The sequence below is a fragment of the Sphingomonas sp. GlSt437 genome (genome assembly GCF_048015635.2).
GTDB lineage: Bacteria > Pseudomonadota > Alphaproteobacteria > Sphingomonadales > Sphingomonadaceae > Sphingomonas.
This window is the reverse complement of sequence record NZ_JBPGYA010000002.1, coordinates 13,711-29,289: the sequence shown is the minus strand read 5'-3', so window position 1 is coordinate 29,289 and position 15,579 is coordinate 13,711. Positions and strand designations below refer to the sequence as shown.

The 15,579-nt window shown below is 64.5% G+C and carries 15 protein-coding genes; 9 read left to right on the top strand and 6 right to left on the bottom strand.

Features of this window, described 5'->3' with window-relative positions; translation table 11 throughout:
• Nucleotides 1-9: 9 nt before the first annotated feature.
• Nucleotides 10-1,998 (bottom strand): lytic transglycosylase domain-containing protein, encoded by a 1,989-nt coding sequence (locus ACLB0R_RS09645; protein WP_416643893.1) that lies wholly within the window; start codon nt 1,996-1,998, stop codon nt 10-12.
• A gap of 88 nt (nt 1,999-2,086) precedes the next feature.
• Here ACLB0R_RS09645 and dapA point away from each other — a divergent pair, with 88 nt between their 5' ends.
• Nucleotides 2,087-2,974, top strand: a complete 888-nt coding sequence (dapA, locus tag ACLB0R_RS09640) for a 4-hydroxy-tetrahydrodipicolinate synthase (RefSeq protein WP_416643894.1) — start codon at nt 2,087-2,089, stop codon at nt 2,972-2,974.
• 14 nt (nt 2,975-2,988) lie between these two features.
• Here dapA and ACLB0R_RS09635 read toward each other — a convergent pair whose 3' ends face one another.
• The gene (locus ACLB0R_RS09635) at nt 2,989-3,372 is read right to left on the bottom strand and encodes a hypothetical protein (RefSeq protein ID WP_416643895.1); all 384 of its coding nucleotides are present in this window, start codon (nt 3,370-3,372) and stop codon (nt 2,989-2,991) included.
• A gap of 128 nt (nt 3,373-3,500) precedes the next feature.
• Here ACLB0R_RS09635 and smpB point away from each other — a divergent pair, with 128 nt between their 5' ends.
• From smpB to ACLB0R_RS09600, 7 genes are all read left to right on the top strand, one after another.
• Nucleotides 3,501-3,983 (top strand): SsrA-binding protein SmpB, encoded by a 483-nt coding sequence (gene smpB, locus ACLB0R_RS09630; RefSeq protein WP_416643896.1) that lies wholly within the window; start codon nt 3,501-3,503, stop codon nt 3,981-3,983.
• Nucleotides 3,984-4,111: 128 nt separating this feature from the next.
• Nucleotides 4,112-6,166: a M13 family metallopeptidase gene (locus ACLB0R_RS09625; protein ID WP_416643897.1), complete on the top strand. Its 2,055-nt coding sequence runs from the start codon at nt 4,112-4,114 to the stop codon at nt 6,164-6,166.
• An 86-nt stretch (nt 6,167-6,252) separates the two neighbouring features.
• On the top strand, nt 6,253-8,649 hold the full coding sequence (locus ACLB0R_RS09620) for a hybrid sensor histidine kinase/response regulator (protein WP_416643898.1): 2,397 nt from the start codon (nt 6,253-6,255) through the stop codon (nt 8,647-8,649).
• A 55-nt stretch (nt 8,650-8,704) separates the two neighbouring features.
• On the top strand, nt 8,705-9,055 hold the full coding sequence (locus ACLB0R_RS09615) for a response regulator (protein WP_416643899.1): 351 nt from the start codon (nt 8,705-8,707) through the stop codon (nt 9,053-9,055).
• 147 nt (nt 9,056-9,202) lie between these two features.
• Entirely contained in the window at nt 9,203-10,294 is a 1,092-nt protein-coding gene (gene recA / locus ACLB0R_RS09610) for a recombinase RecA (RefSeq protein WP_416643900.1), read from the top strand.
• Between the two features lie 235 nt (nt 10,295-10,529).
• Nucleotides 10,530-11,360: a class I SAM-dependent methyltransferase gene (locus ACLB0R_RS09605; protein ID WP_416643901.1), complete on the top strand. Its 831-nt coding sequence runs from the start codon at nt 10,530-10,532 to the stop codon at nt 11,358-11,360.
• Between the two features lie 16 nt (nt 11,361-11,376).
• Entirely contained in the window at nt 11,377-12,009 is a 633-nt protein-coding gene (locus ACLB0R_RS09600) for a glutathione S-transferase family protein (RefSeq protein WP_416643902.1), read from the top strand.
• On the opposite strand, the gene ACLB0R_RS09595 is transcribed toward ACLB0R_RS09600, so the two are convergent.
• Nucleotides 12,000-13,097, bottom strand: a complete 1,098-nt coding sequence (locus ACLB0R_RS09595) for a CaiB/BaiF CoA transferase family protein (protein ID WP_416643903.1) — start codon at nt 13,095-13,097, stop codon at nt 12,000-12,002. The two genes, ACLB0R_RS09600 and ACLB0R_RS09595, sit on opposite strands and share 10 nt — an antisense overlap.
• Nucleotides 13,098-13,161: 64 nt before the next feature.
• Nucleotides 13,162-13,794 carry a GNAT family N-acetyltransferase gene (locus tag ACLB0R_RS09590; protein WP_416643904.1) on the bottom strand — a complete coding sequence of 211 codons (633 nt, stop codon included), beginning with the start codon at nt 13,792-13,794 and terminating at the stop codon, nt 13,162-13,164.
• A gap of 78 nt (nt 13,795-13,872) precedes the next feature.
• Here ACLB0R_RS09590 and ACLB0R_RS09585 point away from each other — a divergent pair, with 78 nt between their 5' ends.
• The gene (locus ACLB0R_RS09585; RefSeq protein ID WP_416643905.1) at nt 13,873-14,163 is read left to right on the top strand and encodes a DUF6916 family protein; all 291 of its coding nucleotides are present in this window, start codon (nt 13,873-13,875) and stop codon (nt 14,161-14,163) included.
• Between the two features lies 1 nt (nt 14,164).
• Here the strand turns inward: ACLB0R_RS09585 and ACLB0R_RS09580 are convergent, their stop codons facing one another.
• The gene (locus ACLB0R_RS09580; protein WP_416643906.1) at nt 14,165-14,800 is read right to left on the bottom strand and encodes a phage tail protein; all 636 of its coding nucleotides are present in this window, start codon (nt 14,798-14,800) and stop codon (nt 14,165-14,167) included.
• 299 nt (nt 14,801-15,099) lie between these two features.
• On the bottom strand, nt 15,100-15,471 hold the full coding sequence (locus ACLB0R_RS09575) for a hypothetical protein (RefSeq protein ID WP_416643907.1): 372 nt from the start codon (nt 15,469-15,471) through the stop codon (nt 15,100-15,102).
• Between the last annotated feature and the right edge of the window lie 108 nt (nt 15,472-15,579).

Below are 15,579 nucleotides of genomic sequence, written 5' to 3'. Positions count from 1 at the left end.
CCGCGGGCCTTAGCCCGGCTTGCGCCCGAGATACCAGCTCAGCCGGTTATTGCCGGTTGAGCGTGAATGTGCGGGGTTGAGCAGGTCATAGACCACCGCATTCTCCAGCACGCGCTGTACATAATTGCGCGTTTCGTAGATCGGGATCGCTTCGATCCAGTCGACCATGTCGACCTGGCCCATGCGCGGATCGCCATTGGCGGCGAGCCATTTGTTCACGTTGCCTGGCCCGGCATTATAGGCCGCGACCGCGAGCGGGTAGCTGCCGTAAAAGTCGAACAGCTTCTGGAAATAGGCCGAGCCGATCTGGATATTGTACTGCGGGTCCTGGGTCAGCGCGGCGGCGTCGTAGGATAGGCCGATCTTCTCGGCGGTCGAGCGCGCGGTGCCGGGCATCAGCTGCATCAGCCCGCGCGCGCCTGCGTGGCTGATCGCGGCGCGATCGAACTGGCTTTCCTGGCGGGCGATGGCGTGGATCATCGTCCAGCTATCGACCTGACCCGCCGGCACGCTGACGCTGGGGAAACCGGTCGCGGCATAATCGGTCAGGCCGTTTTTGAGCGCCGAACGGCCGACCATCACGCCAAGATCGGGCCGGCCAAGCGTGCGCGACAGCTCGATCGCCAAGGCATGATCGGCGTCGGTTTTGGCGTTGGTCGCAATTTGGCGGACGAACGCGGTCTGATCTTCATGTTGGCCCGTGGTGCCGAGGTAGCGTGCGGCGCGGACCAACTCGCTGTTATAAAAGGCATCGCGGTCGGCCTGCGCGATCGGGTGCGGCACGACATCGGGCGGCGGGCGCAGCGGCTGGCCGAGATGCTCGTTGGCGAGCTGGCCGTAGAATTGATCGGGCAATTGCGCCGCGCGGGCGAAATAGCTTGCGGCTTGGTCCTTCTGACCAGCCGCTTCCGCCGCGCGCCCCGCCCAATACCAGCCCTTGGCGTGGAGCGCGGGCGACGCCGAGCCGCCGGCATAGCGATCGAACATCCCCACAGCCTGGGCTGGCCGCGCCAGCGTCTTCATCGCGAGCTGGGCGGCGAGCCAGGTCAGGTCCGTATAAGCATCGCGCTCGCCATAGGGCCGGGCGCTGATGTCTGTGCCCGGGGCATAAGCGCCATCGACTTGCCGCGCGATATCGAACGCGACGCTGTACTGCGCCTCGCCCTGCGCGCCGCGCGCCGTGCCGAGCAACGTATCGAACCAGGCCTGCGCATTGGCGGGCGGGTGCGCCAGGGTCCGCGGCTGAGCAAGCCAGGCGCGCGCGGCATCGTTCTGGCCGCTGAGCTTCAGCCATGTGGTGCGATCGGCTACATAGCCGGGGTCGCTCGCATATTGGGTGAGCGTCGCGGTTGCGCGCTCGGCGGCGTCGGGCGCATTGGTGCGGAACGCGAGGCGGGTTGCGAACAGATCGCGCTTGGCCGCGCTCGTCAGCGACAATTGCCGCTGCGCCGCCGTAATCGACCCCGCCCACAGCAGGCGGTCCATCCGCATGTCCTGGTCGTCGCTGGTCAGTGCCCCGGCGAAGCGCGTGATAATCTTGGTCTCGTCGGCCGGCGCCAGGTTGCCCTGAACCCAGGCAGCGCGCGCAGCCTGACTGGCGGCATCATTCTGCCCGACCGCCGACAGCGCCTCGGCAAAGCGGACTTGCCCGCTGGTGGTCAGCGGCGGGAAGCGCTGGAAATAGCCGACAACGGTCGCCGGCGACCAGGCATAGCTGTCAAGCGCATGCTCGGCCGACTTGCGCAGCGCGGCCTCGTTGGGCCAGCCGGGATGGGCGAGTAGAAAGCTCGCATAGCTGTCGAACGGCAGGTTCGGCGTCTGCTGCAGCTGCTTCCACTGGGCGATCGATTGCGCCAACGCGGCGTTGGCATCCGGGGCAACCTGGATCTGCTGCAATTGCCCGCGCAATTGGTTGAGCTGATCCTGCACATCGGTCGACGCCGTCGATAGCCACGACGCGGTGGCGAGCATTCCGGTTCGAAGCGCAGTGCTCAACATGTGGACATGATACGATATTGCCCCCTATCAACACCATTGAAAAACACGCTTAACCGGGTCGTCAAGTCCCGCAGAAGGGCAGGATGCAATGTTTTCGGGATCGATTCCGGCGCTGGTGACGCCTTTTGACAACAGCGGGGGCTTTGTCGAAGCGGCGTATCGCGATTTCATCGAGTGGCAGATCGCCGAAGGATCGGCGGGGCTCGTACCGTGCGGCACCACTGGCGAGGCAGCGACGCTGACGGCGGACGAGCATTTCCACGTCGTGAAGGTCTGTGTCGATCAGGTGCGCGGGCGCGTGCCGGTGCTGGCGGGCGCGGGCTCGAACGATACGCGCGTCGCGATCGCCAATGTGAAAGCGGCCAAGGCTGCGGGTGCCGACGCGGCGTTGATGGTGCCGCCTTATTACAATCGGCCGAGCCAGGAAGGCATTTTCCGCCATTTCGAAGCGGTGGCGAAGGAAAGTCCGCTGCCGGTGGTGCTCTACAACGTGCCCGGCCGCACCGTGACCGACATCCAGCCCGCGACAATGGCGCGGATCGTCAAGGCGTTTCCGGGCGTGTTCATCGGCGTGAAGGATGCGACCGGCAATCTGGGCCGCGTCACCGAGCAGCGGCTGGGCTGCGGCGAGGGCATCGTCCAGCTGTCGGGCAATGACGAAACGGCGCTGGCCTTCAACGCGCATGGTGGGGTGGGCTGCATCTCGGTGACGGCCAATGTCGCGCCACGCCTGTGCGCCGAGTTTCAGGCGGCTTGGGCAGCAGGCGACCGGGCGAAGGCGCTGGCGCTCCACGACAAGCTCTACCCGCTCCATGTCGCCATGTTCACCGATGCCTCACCCGGCCCGGTCAAATACGCGTTGAGCAAGGTGAAGCCCGACTTCCCCCATGGCTTGCGCCTGCCGATGACGTGGCCGGGCGAGGCGAGCCAGCGCGCGGTGGATGCGGCGTTGGCAGGGGTGGTTGCCGGCCTGTAGCGCCGGCATCCCGATCAAGCGGCGTCGCGGACCGTGCTCAGCAGCCACTTCTGGGCAGCGGGGACGTTGTCGAACACCATCACGTCCTCGCGATCCGCGGTTCGCCGCGCTTGAATGCGCGCCAATGCGCCCTCGACGACGAGCGCGCATCGCCGGGAGCGGTTCTCGGGCTTGGCAATCACGCGTTGAAAGGCAGCGGTGACTTCGGCCGTGGACAGCGCTGCTTCCGTCGCATCGCATAACGTCAAATGTTGGTTGGGCCCGGCGCCGAGATCGATCACCGCCCGACGGAACGCCGTTTCGTACTGCGCGACATCGGCAATCGTGAAAAAGCCCGCCAGCCGCACGTGCAGCATGCGGTGAACGCGGTGAACCGAGATAACGATGCGCGCCTGCATAGTAGATGGAAATTATCCATATCTTGGTTAGCTGATCGTGAAGATGCCGCTTATTTTCGACCGTTTCGGAGAAGGTTGCGCCATGGCCCTTTCGCTGCCCCGGTCGACTGAGTAAACGCGCTCCCCTTATGGCCCGCCCCAAGCCCCCTGTTTTCCAGAAAACCAAGATCGTCGCCGAGAACCGGCGAGCGCGGTTTGAATATGCCATCGACGATGTGTTCGAGGCGGGCATTGCGCTCACCGGTACCGAGGTGAAGTCGCTGCGATTCGGGCAGGGATCGATCGCGGAAAGCTATGCCGAGGTGAAGGATGGCCAGGTCTGGCTGGTCAACGCCAATGTCCCCGAATTCAGTCACGGCAACCGCTTCAACCACGAGCCGCGCCGCCCGCGCAAATTGCTGCTCCACGAGCGCGAGATCAACAAGCTCCACGGCGCGGTGGCGCGCGAGGGAATGACGTTGGTGCCACTGACCGTCTATTTCAACGCACGCGGCCGCGCCAAGGTCGAGCTCGCCCTCGCCAAGGGCAAGAAAGCGCACGACAAGCGCGAGACGATCAAGGAACGCGACTGGAAGCGCGAACAGGCGCGGCTGATGCGCGACCGGGGCTGAAGCGCCACACGCCGGCAATTTTGCGCGATCGGTTCCGCCAACCCAACAATCGCGTTGACTAGCCGTGTCAGCGCAATAAACCACGGCAACACGAAAAGCTGAACCCAGGTCAGAGAGGAACCATGCCCATGCGTCGTACAATCGTTACCGCCGCGCTGCTTGCCAGCGTCGCGCTCACCGGAGTGTCGCTCGCGCGCCCTGCCGCGCCCAAGCATCCCGCGCCCGCCCATGCCGCGGCAGCCAAGCCGAAAATCGGTAATTTCGGCTTCGATACGGCGGGGATGGACAAGACCGTAAAGCCCGGTGACGATTTCGCCGCGTTCGCAGGCGGGACCTGGGACAAAAAGACGGAAATTCCGGCGGATCGCGCGACCTGGGGCATGTTCAACGTGCTGCAGGACGTGTCGAACGAGCAGACGCGCACGATCCTGGAGGAAGCCGCCAAAACTCCGGGCAGCAAGATCGGCGATTTCTACGCAACCTTCATGGACGAGGCCGCTGCCGACGCGAAAGGCATCGAGCCGATCAAGCCCTGGCTCGCCGAAATCGCGGCGATCCAGGACAAGACGGCGTTTGCGGTCGAGATGGCCAAGCTCGGCCATTATGGCGTCGGCGGCATTTTCGGCATCGGCGTCGGGCAGGATGCCAAGGACCCGCAGACCTATGTCGTCAATCTCGGCCAGTCCGGGCTCGGCCTGCCGGACCGCGACTATTATCTGAAGGACGATCCCAAGCTCGCCGACGTTCGCGACAAGTATAAGGCCTATATCGCGACGATGCTCGGCTTTGCCGGCACGCCCGATGCCACCGCGCGCGCGGGCGCAATCTTCGATTTCGAAAAGTCGATCGCTCAGGTCCATTGGACGCGCATCCAGAGCCGCGATGCCGACAAGCGCTATAACAAGCGGACCTTTGCCGACATTCAGAGCCAGGCGCCGGGCTTCCCGTGGACCGAATATGTCACCCAGGAGGGCATGCAGGGCCAGCCCTATTACATCGTCGCCCAGCCCGAAGCGATTGCCGGCGAGGCCAAGCTGTTCGCCGACACGCCGCTGCCGGTGCTGAAGGACTATCTGACGCTTCGGGTGATCCGCGCCTATGCGCCATACCTCTCGAAGCAGATCGTCGATGCCAATTTCGCCTTTACCGGCACGGTGCTGAGCGGTCAGCCGCAGCAGCAGGTGCGCTGGAAGCGCGGCGTTGCCGTGACCAGCGCGGCGTTGGGCGAAGAGATCGGCAAGGTCTATGTCGCGCGTTATTTCCCGCCGGAATCGAAGGCGGCGATCGACCAGCTCGTCAAGAACATCATCGCCGCGATGGGCGTGCGGCTCGACAATCTCCAGTGGATGGCGCCCGAAACCAAGGTGAAGGCGCATGAAAAGCTGGCGTCGTTCACCCCCAAGATCGGTTATCCGTCGGTGTGGCGCGATTATTCGACGCTGACGGTGAAGCGCGGCGATCTGGTCGGCAATGTCGCGGCATCCAGCGAGTTTGAGTATCTCCGCAACCTGCACAAGCTCGGCCACCCGATCGATCGCACCGAATGGGGCATGACGCCCATGACGATCAACGCCTACGCCAATCCGGTGTTGAACGAGATCGTCTTCCCGGCCGCGATCCTGCAGGCGCCCTTCTTCGACGCCAAGGCCGACCCGGCGGTCAACTATGGCGGCATCGGCGTGGTGATCGGCCATGAGCTCAGCCACCATTTCGACGATCAGGGCCGCAAGTACGACAAGACCGGCAAGCTGACCGAGTGGTGGACCAAGGAAGACGTCGCGCGCTTCACCGCGCTCACCGACAAGCTCGTCAAGCAATATGACGCGTATGAGCCGATCCCCGGCCAGCACATCCAGGGCGGCCTGACCCTGGGCGAGAATATGGCCGATCTTGCCGGGTTGGCGGTGGCGTATGACGCCTATCACCGCTCGCTCAACGGCAAGCCGGCACCCGTGATCGACGGGCTGACCGGCGATCAGCGCTTCTATCTCGGCTATGCGCAGGTATGGCGCAGCAAGTTCCGCGAGCCGGCGCTGCGCTCGCAGCTGCTGAGCGATCCGCACTCGCCGGGCAAGTTCCGTACCGCCGAGGTGCGCAATATCGACGCGTGGTACAAGGCGTTCGGCGTGTTGCCGGGCGATGCGATGTATCTCGCGCCGGAGGATCGCGTGAAGGTCTGGTAAGCCGATTGTCGCGGGTCGCGGCCGGGGCGGCAAGCGCCGGTCGCTAACCGCTTGACGCTGGCCATGGCGCGGTTGATGGAAACGCCATGGCCAGTGTTCCCGTACCGCCAACTTCCTGGCTGAGCCCTCGCCGCGTGGCGGCGGCGGTGGCGATTGGTTGCGGGGCGCTGGCCGCTGCGCTGGTGCTGGCGCTGGTGCGCGATCCGGTCGTCGCCGCTGCCTTCTTCGGCAGTGGCCTGGTGCTGACGGGGGGATTGCTCGCGTTCCGCCGCCTGTTCCCCGAAGCGACCGAATCCGAGCCGTTGATCGACTGGACGATCGCGCGGCTCGTCGCCGATATGAGCGACCACGCAATCGGCATAACCGATCGCGCCGGCCGGCTGGTGTGCGCCAATCAGGCCTATGAGCGGCTGTTCGGCGGCTTCCCGACGCCCCCCAATCTGCCCGTCGATGATGCGACGATTGCGACGCTCGCCGCGCTGGGCCGTGCCGCCTGGCGCGACGGCGCGGGATCGCTCACGCGCTTCCAGTGTCGCGGGGCGATGATGGATGTCAGCGTGTCGCGCGGCGGCGATGCGGAGGATATGCTGGTATGGCGCTTCCGGCCCGCGCAGAGCATGGATCTGGTCGCCACCGCGACCTCGCTGATCAGCGGCGCGACGGGGGATCGGCTGGCGGCGGCGGGGATCATGCTCGCACTGATCAGCGCGGAGGGGCGCATCAAGTCGACCAATCGCGTCTTCCGCCTGCGCGCGGCGGGGGACGAAGCGACCGATGTCGGCGGCCGCGATTTCGCGCGCTTCCTCATCACCGACACCGCCGGCCGCGTTCATTTCGAGCGCGAGGGCGCTGAGGGGCCCGCCTTGCGGGTGCTGCAAATCCCCTTTGTCGACGGCGAGGGGGCGCCGTTGCTGATCGCCTTGCTCGATGAGGATGCCGCGCTTGCGCCTGCCGGCGGCGTCGATGCCGGTACGCAGGCGCGCAGCCTTGTCTCGCTCATCCCTTTCAGCCTGGCGCTGATCGACCGCGATGGCCGCTTCGTCCACATGAACGAGGCATTCGCCCGCTCGGCGCAGATCGACCCGGCGAGCCCGCCGCTCTACCCGGGCGACCTCGTCGTCCGCGAAGACAAAGCGGCAGTGGCCGATGCGATCCGCCGCTTCACCAATGGCGCGTCGCATTCGACCGATATGGCAGTGCGGCTCACAGTCCGGCCCGAAATGCCCGTGTCGCTCTCCATCGCGGCGGCGCGCGGCATGGGCGATGCGGCGGTTCTGCTGAGCCTCAAGGATGATGGCGCCGACACGCTGTTGCAGCACGAGGTGGCGCAAGCGAGCAAGATGCAGCCGATCGGCCAGCTCGCCGGCGGTATCGCGCACGATTTCAACAATATCCTGACCGCGATCATTGGCCATTGTGACTTGATGCTGATGCGCCACTCACCCGGCGACAGCGATTATGACGACATCCAGCAGATCAAGGCCAATTCCAACCGCGCCGCGAGCGTGACGCGGCAGCTGTTGGCGTTCTCGCGCCAGCAGACGCTCAGGCCGCAAGTGATCCAGCTGCCCGATGTCATTTCGGAAGTGTCGTATCTGCTCAAGCGCCTGCTCGGCGAGACGATCACGCTCACGGTGCAGCACGGGCGCGGTCTGGGCGCGATCCGCGTCGATCCGGTTCAGCTCGAGCTTGTGGTGATGAACCTCGCGGTCAATGCGCGCGATGCGATGGCGGTGCGGTACGGCCATGGCGGCGGGACGCTGACCATCCGCACGCTGACCGTAACGCAGGCCGAGGTCCGCAAGCTTGGCGCCGATGTGATGCCGGTCGATGATTATACCGCGCTCCAGATCACCGACACGGGCACCGGCATCCCGCCCGAGATCCTGCCGAAGATTTTCGAGCCGTTTTTCACCACCAAAGAAGTCGGCAAAGGTACCGGGCTGGGGCTCTCGACGGTCTACGGCATCGTCAAGCAATCGGGCGGCTATATCTTCGCGGATTCGAAGATGGGGCAGGGGACGACCTTCACCATCTACTTCCCGGTCCACCACGCTGCTGCCGGCAATGGCAAGGCCAAGGCGATCCCGCCCAAGGTTCGGCAGGGCGAGCTATGGGGATCGGGCACCATCCTGCTCGTTGAAGACGAGGATATGGTCCGCAGCGTCGCCGAACGCGCGCTCAAGCGCCAGGGCTATAGCGTGATGACCGCCGAGAATGGGGAGGTAGCGCTCGAGCTGCTCGCAAACAGCCCGCGGCCCGATCTGTTGATCTCCGACGTGATGATGCCGCTGATGGATGGCCCGACGATGGTGCGCCGTGCGCGCGAGCGTTACCCCGATCTGCCGATCCTGTTCATGTCGGGCTATGCCGAGGAAACGCTGCGCAAGTCGATCGACCTCGATCAGGTGCACTTCATCGCCAAGCCCTTCTCGGTGCAGCAGCTGGCGGAGGCCGCGCGGATCGCGCTTGCAACCAAATAGGCGCTACCGCGTTTAAACCAGTTAATCCGCTGCGCGGATGTGGAGGGGACCGCCCATGGGGCATCGAATCTTGATCGTCGAGGACGAGCCGTTGATCGCCATGATGATCGAGGATTTCCTGGTCGAGCTCGGCCACCAGCATGTCGGCACCGCCGATACCGTTGCCGAGGCGCTTGCCTATGTCGGTTCGGGCGTCGATGCCGCGATCCTCGACGTCAATCTGCGCGGCGGTGAGAAAAGCTGGCCGATCGCCGATGCGCTGAGCGATGCGGGACGGCCGTTCCTCTTCGCCAGCGGCGGCGACGAGGGGGTGATCCCCGAGCGGCATCGCGGCCGGCCGATCCTGGTCAAGCCCTTCACCATGGAAGCAATTGCGCGCGCGCTCGACCATCTCCAGGCGGCGTAAGCGGCGCGATCGGCGCCTCAGTTGCCGCCCCAGGAAATAAATTATCCAAAATCGACTGTTCCACTCTTGTTCTGGTGGAACATTCCATGTACATCGCTTCCAACAGATTGAACCGGTCGTGCCGACCGGCTAGCGGTGGAGGCTCTTGTGGCGACATCTCTGAAGGTCATCGACGGTACCATGGCAACAACCAACGACAAGGCGGCGAGCGATCGCCAAAAGGCGCTCGATGCGGCGCTGGCGCAGATCGATCGCGCCTTCGGCAAGGGCTCGGCGATGCGGCTGGGGCAGAAGGAAGCGATGCAGGTCGAATCGATTTCGACCGGATCGCTCGGCCTCGACATCGCGCTCGGCGTCGGCGGTCTGCCGCGCGGCCGCGTGATCGAGATTTACGGTCCGGAGAGCTCGGGTAAGACGACGCTGGCGCTGCACGTGATTGCAGAGGCGCAGAAGCAGGGCGGCATGGCGGCGTTCGTCGATGCCGAGCACGCGCTCGATCCGGTTTATGCGCGCAAGCTCGGCGTCGACATCGATCAGCTGATCGTCTCGCAGCCCGATACCGGCGAACAGGCGCTCGAAATCACCGATACCCTGGTGCGCTCCAACGCGATCGACGTGCTGGTGGTCGATTCGGTCGCGGCTTTGGTGCCGCGCGCGGAAATCGAAGGGGAGATGGGCGACAGCCATGTCGGCTTGCAGGCGCGACTGATGTCGCAATCTTTGCGCAAGCTGACCGGCTCGATCAGCCGCTCGCGCTGCATGGTGATTTTCATCAACCAGCTTCGCCAGAAGATCGGCGTGATGTACGGCAATCCCGAAACCACGACCGGCGGCAATGCGCTCAAATTCTACGCGAGCGTTCGTCTCGACATCCGCCGCACCGGCCAGATCAAGGATCGCGACGATATCATCGGCAACACGACGCGCGTGAAGGTCGTCAAGAACAAGGTCGCGCCGCCATTCAAGCAGGTCGAGTTTGACATCATGTACGGCCAGGGCATCTCCAAGATCGGCGAAGTGCTCGATCTCGGCGTCAAGGCCGGGCTGGTCGAGAAATCGGGCGCCTGGTTCTCCTATGACAGCGTCCGCATCGGTCAGGGGCGTGAGAACGCCAAGACTTATCTCACCGAAAATCCCGATGTGGCTAACCGCCTGGAAACCGCGATCCGCAACCGAATGGATAAGGTCGCCGAGGAAATGATGACTGGTCCCGACGGCGATGCCGACGAGGACTTGTAAGGCTTAAGCTTATCGCGACGCTTTCTCCCGTCGCACGCTCGGAAAGGCCCGCCACTCCCCCCTGGCGGGCCTTTCATGCATTTTGATCTGGTCGGGTTCTGCTTAGGGGGGAGTGCCTATGGCCACTGTTTCGCCGGGGCCTCGATCGCTTTGCCATTGTTGGCGCGCGCGATATGTCGGACCGACATCGTTCGCCGGCGGTTGCCGCCGGTCGGCGCCGTTGCGGAGGAACTCCATGGAAGCGAGCGAATGGATCGGCCCGGTTGGCGATGCCTGGGCGGCGGAATGGCAGCGCACCGATCGCAGTTTTGCCGACCTGGGCGCGATGCTGAACGAGCATATCCTCGCGCATTTGCCGGCTGATGCAGCGCGGGTCGTCGATATCGGCTGCGGCGCGGGCAGCACCGCAATCGCGCTCGCGACGGCGCGGCCCGATACGCGCATTACCGGCATCGACTTGTCGGCTCCGCTGGTCGAAGTCGCGCGCGAGCGCGCCGCAGGTCTCGCGAACCTCGACTTCCTTATCGCTGCTGCTGACGAGGCGGTGGCGACGCTGGCGCCGATCGACGGCTATATGTCGCGCCATGGCGTGATGTTCTTCGACGATCCGGTTGCCGCGTTCACCAAGCTACGTCGCGCCGCCGCGCCGCGCGCGCCGCTGCTGTTTTCGTGCTTCCGGTCGATCGCGGCCAATCCATGGGCCGCCGAATTGATTGCTGCGGCAACGGGGGGACCCCCGCCTGTCGATGCCGGAACTGCGCCGGGCCCTTTCGCATTCGCCGACGCCGATCATGTCGTGCGCCTTCTCCGCGCGGCCGGTTGGTCTCCATCGGCGCCCCAGCCAGTCGATTACATCTATCATGCCGGGGCGGGTGCCGATCCGGTGGCGGACGCGATGGCATTTTTCGCGCGCATCGGCCCGGCCGCCAGATTGTTCCGCACTGCCGACGACGCCGAGCGACCGGCGATGGTCGCGCGCCTTCGCGCGTTGCTCGAGCGACATCGCTCGGGCGATGCAGTCGACTTTCCCGCTGCGGCATGGCTATGGTACGCGATTCCAGATTGACCCGGGGGAGGCACGTGTGACGATCATCATCCACCATCTCGAAAATTCGCGATCGCAGCGGGTGATCTGGCTGCTCGAAGAGGTCGGCCTGCCTTATGAAATCCGGCATTATGCGCGCAACAAAAAGACCATGCTCGCGCCGCCAGAGCTTCGCGCGGTGCATCCGCTCGGCAAGTCACCGGTGATCGAGGATACCGATACAGGCAGCGTCGTTGCCGAGACCGGCGCGATCGTCGAATATCTTGTCGAGAAGGCCGATGGCCGTTTCGGGCCGCCGGCGCATCGCGACGCGGTGCTGCGCTATCGCCATTTCCTCCATTATGCCGAGGGCTCGCTGATGCCGCCGCTGCTGGTGATGCTGGTCGCCAGCCGTGTGCCCCTGTTCGGCAAGCGCATCCGCAAGCGCATCAATGCGATGTTCCAGGTCCATCTCGATTATGTCGAAGGCGAACTGGCGAGCCGCCCCTGGTTCGCCGGCGACGAAATCAGCGCGGCCGATGTGATGATGAGCTTCCCGCTCGAAGCGGCGCGCGCGCGCGCAGGCCTCGACGGGTCACGACCCGCAACAATTGCGTGGCTCGAGATGATCCACGCACGCCCGGCTTATCAGACGGCGCTTAGCAAAGGCGGGCCTTACGCCTACGCCTGAGCGCTAACCGAGGTCGCGCGCAGTACTTCTTCGGTATCGGCACCCGGCTCCGGCGCGGGTCGCGCTTCCGGGGCAGGCGTCGCCGAAAAGCGCGGGCAGGGCGCCGGCTGGATCGCGCCGCCTAGTTCGATGAAGGTGTCGCGCGCGCGATTGTGCGGATGGTTGGGCGCGTCGGTCATCGACAGCACGGGCGCGAAGCACGCGTCGGTCGCTTCCATCACCGCGCACCATTCAGCCCGCGTCCGCTGTGCGAAAATCGCCGCGATTTTCTCCTTTTGCTGCGGCCAGTTGCGGCGGTCATGCTGTGCGGCAAAGGCGTCGTCGTCGGCGATGCCGAGATGCTCACGGAGCAATGCGTAGAATTGCGGCTCGATCGCGCCCACCGCGACAAAGCCGCCGCACGCGCAGCGATAGGTGTCGTAGAATGGCGCTGCGCCATCGAGCATGTTGACGCCGGCTTGATCGCGGTTGAGCCCGGCGGCGAGGAAATGCCAGCTCATCCCCGCGATCAGCGCCGAGCCGTCGGTCATCGCCGCGTCAATCACCTGGCCGGGCGCGCCGTTCCTGACCGCGATCAGCGCGGCGAGGATGCCGAACGCCATCATCATGCCGCCGCCAGCAAAATCGCCGACATAATTGACCGGCGGCACCGGCTTTTCGCCCGCGCGACCGATGCCATGCAACACGCCCGATAGCGCGATGTAATTAATGTCGTGGCCGGCGGCTTGCGCGTACGGCCCCGTCTGCCCCCAGCCGGTCATGCGCCCATAGACCAGCGCCGGGTTGTCGGCGAGCAGCACCTCCGGCCCCAGCCCCAGCCGTTCCATCACGCCGGGCCGATAGCCCTCGATCAGCGCGTCGGCGGTGCGGCACAGCGCGCGGGCGGCAGCGATGCCGTCGGGCGTCTTCATGTCGAGGATCACCGAGCGGCGATTGCGCGACAAGGCGTCGCGCGGGTCGAGGCGGGCGCCGGGGCGATCGATGCGGATCACGTCCGCGCCATGGTCCGCCAGCATCATCGCCGCGAATGGCCCGGGGCCGATGCCGGCGAATTCGATGATCCTCAGCCCCACTAGCGCGCCTGCCATGCCTACCCTCCGCCTTTTGTTTGGGCAGGGTCATGCCCGCGCGGCGCGGCGCGAGCAAGCGCGCTCAGCGGCTCGACGGCCCGCGCGATCCCGCCTTCGGATTGCGCCAGATCATCCGCTGGTGCGTGGCGAGCGGGGCGTCGACATCCTCGAACCCCAGCTTCAGATATAGCGCATGCGCGCGACTATTGTCGTGCGCGACGTGGAAGTCGAAGCCATCGGCGCCGGCAGCGGCGGCCAGCGTCTTGGTCCAATTGAGCAGCGCCGCGCCAAAGCCGCGCTTGCCGGGCAGGAAGCCCAGGTCGAGCGCGCGCCACAATGTGCCGTGGCGATTTAGATAATAGCGGCCGATCGGCTTGGCGCCCGCGTTGCCGGCGCGCTCGATAATCCAATAATCGGCGCGCGGAAAATGCTGGAGATAATGGCGGTGCTGGAGATCGAACTGCTCGGTCATCACCGCGTCGCGCTCGGCCGCCGACCAGGGTGCAAGCGCGAAGGCCGGCGCCAGGATCGCGCGGTTGAGCTGGCGCAGGAACGGCAGGTCGTCCATCGTCGCCGCGCGCAGCCGAACGCCAGCGGCCGCCAGCCCCGGCGACAGCGCCGGCGGCGCGTGGCGCGGCACGGGGAAGCGGGGCAGGGGCTTGGCCCGCGCACCGGCGGCGGACGTGTTATTTGCTGGTTTTACTTTGGCCGGCATGGTTGCGTCTTGCGCCTTGCGGGTTATCATCGCTGCGTATCAAACCGCGACGTGCCCGTCGATCCAGGAGACTTTCCCATGAAATTGCCGACGCCCGAAGATTTCGAGCCCTGGGTCGGCAAGAAAATACGGTTGAGCACCGTGCCCGAGCCGATCGAGATCACGCTGCTCAGGATCGAGCGCAAGCCGCATCTGCTCAACGAATTTCGCGAGCCCTTTACGCTCATCTTCGAATCGCCCGAGCAAATCTACCTGCTCGACGAAACCTACAATATGGATTGCGGCAAGGGCGGCCCCCACGACATCTATATCAGCCAGATACAGCCGAGGCCGGGTCAACCCCGGCTGTATCAGGCGAACTTCAGCTAGATTAGTTGCGCGTGGGGTAGATGCCCTGCAACGAGATATTGGTCTGCACCGCCAGCACCGGCTGAATGTTGTTGAGCGGAACGCTGCCGCCCGAAGGGCCGACGGTTACAGTGCCTTGCGGGGTGAAGTTGCCGCCGTTGATGGTGAGGCCGGCTAAATTGACCGAGGTACCACCGTTTCCGGCAGGCGCGTAGATTTTTGCGCCGGTGCTTCCAGCAGGTGAAATATTGGCGAGCTGGTTTGCTGTTGAAGCCGGCACACCCTGTTGGCCGGTTGCATTCGACAAAGCGGCGAGCGAACCCGTCGCCGTCGTCGCGCCTTGGATACCCTGGAATGTCGCGGGGTGGTTATGCACCGGCATATTGCTGACGAGAATCGTATTATTCTCGGTGCCGGTCACTTCGCCCCAAACATAGTTGGACAAGCCCAAGCCCTGCCCGACTCCGACAAAAGTGCGGCTGCGCGCATCGGGCAAACCAAAAGTCTGCACGCCATTGCCACCGAAGGTGGTACCGAGCAGCGAGAATAGCGCCGAATTTTGCGGGATGGACATTATCTGCCCTGCGCACTGCGCCCAACCTTTAGGCGCGAAATTGAACCCGACTTGCATGATCTGCCCGATAAAGGGATCGGCCATTTTGTGTCTCCTGCATTCCTGGTGGCGAAGCGGACCGATACATGCGGCGCCGACTCGCTTGTGTCACCGCGGAATACGCTGCGGCGTAGACAAAGTGGCCGAAATCGGTCGAGACAGGCAAGCAATGATCTGCTCGGCGCGCCGAATTTTACACCGGTTTGGTGTTAATATTTCAGTAGGATGTCACCTGACCGCTGGCGTGGAAATATTCCTTCGGCTTTGTGTCCTTCCGGGTCATAACGAAACGGATTTGAGCGCTTGGTCGACTGAAACGGGTTTACGGATTACTCGCATAGGCGCTACCGCTGCTGCAAGGGTGAGTCGCGCGGATCGCCTTGGGGGGTATTAATGGGGCGCATCGTTTCTCGGTTGGTTCGGCATTTTTCTTTGCGACGCCTGCCATTTGGTGGGTCTTCGCGCGGCGGCTTGCCGACATGCGCGAGCGCCGACCATCCGGATATGAGCACTTCCTTTGTGCGGCCGAGCCGCAATGCGATCGAAGGCTTGGCGCAGCCAACTTCGGCCGGGGGCGTACGCTCCAGCCTCAATTGGTTTGTCTCCCGGCTGCCGACGCGTCGTCCGCTCGTCTCGGCCGTCGCGGCCATCGCTTTTGGCGGGATGATGGTCGCGCCGTCAGCTGCGATGGCATCGGCAACCTGCACAAATTTCAATAACCACACATTAGATACGGCTAACTCGACGGTTCCTAATATAATTGGAAATTATGACGTTCCAACTTTTAGTGCGGCGCAGATAAACGCTACAGGCCCCTTCACAAT